This is a genomic window from Citrobacter sp. CK199 (assembly GCF_030333285.1).
In the GTDB taxonomy this organism is placed as follows: domain Bacteria; phylum Pseudomonadota; class Gammaproteobacteria; order Enterobacterales; family Enterobacteriaceae; genus Citrobacter_B; species Citrobacter_B koseri.
This window is the reverse complement of record NZ_JAOWGF010000004.1, coordinates 1-210: the sequence shown is the minus strand read 5'-3', so window position 1 is coordinate 210 and position 210 is coordinate 1. Positions and strand designations below refer to the sequence as shown.

General features: G+C 53.3%; 1 tRNA gene. It reads right to left on the bottom strand.

The features are described from left to right. Positions 1-130 precede the first annotated feature (130 nt). A tRNA-Glu gene (locus OGX75_RS00020) sits at positions 131-206 on the bottom strand. Between the last annotated feature and the right edge of the window lie 4 nt (positions 207-210).

The window sequence follows — 210 nt, the reverse complement described above, 5'->3', positions numbered from 1 at the left end:
CCAGATTTTTAAAGAGCAAATATCTCAAACGTCACCCGAAGATGAGTTTTGAGATATTAAGGCAGGTGACTTTCACTCACGAACCAGCAAGTGGCGTCCCCTGGGAGGTCTGACCTCATCAGTTGAACGCTGGCGTCCCCTAGGGGATTCGAACCCCTGTTACCGCCGTGAAAGGGCGGTGTCCTGGGCCTCTAGACGAAGGGGACACTG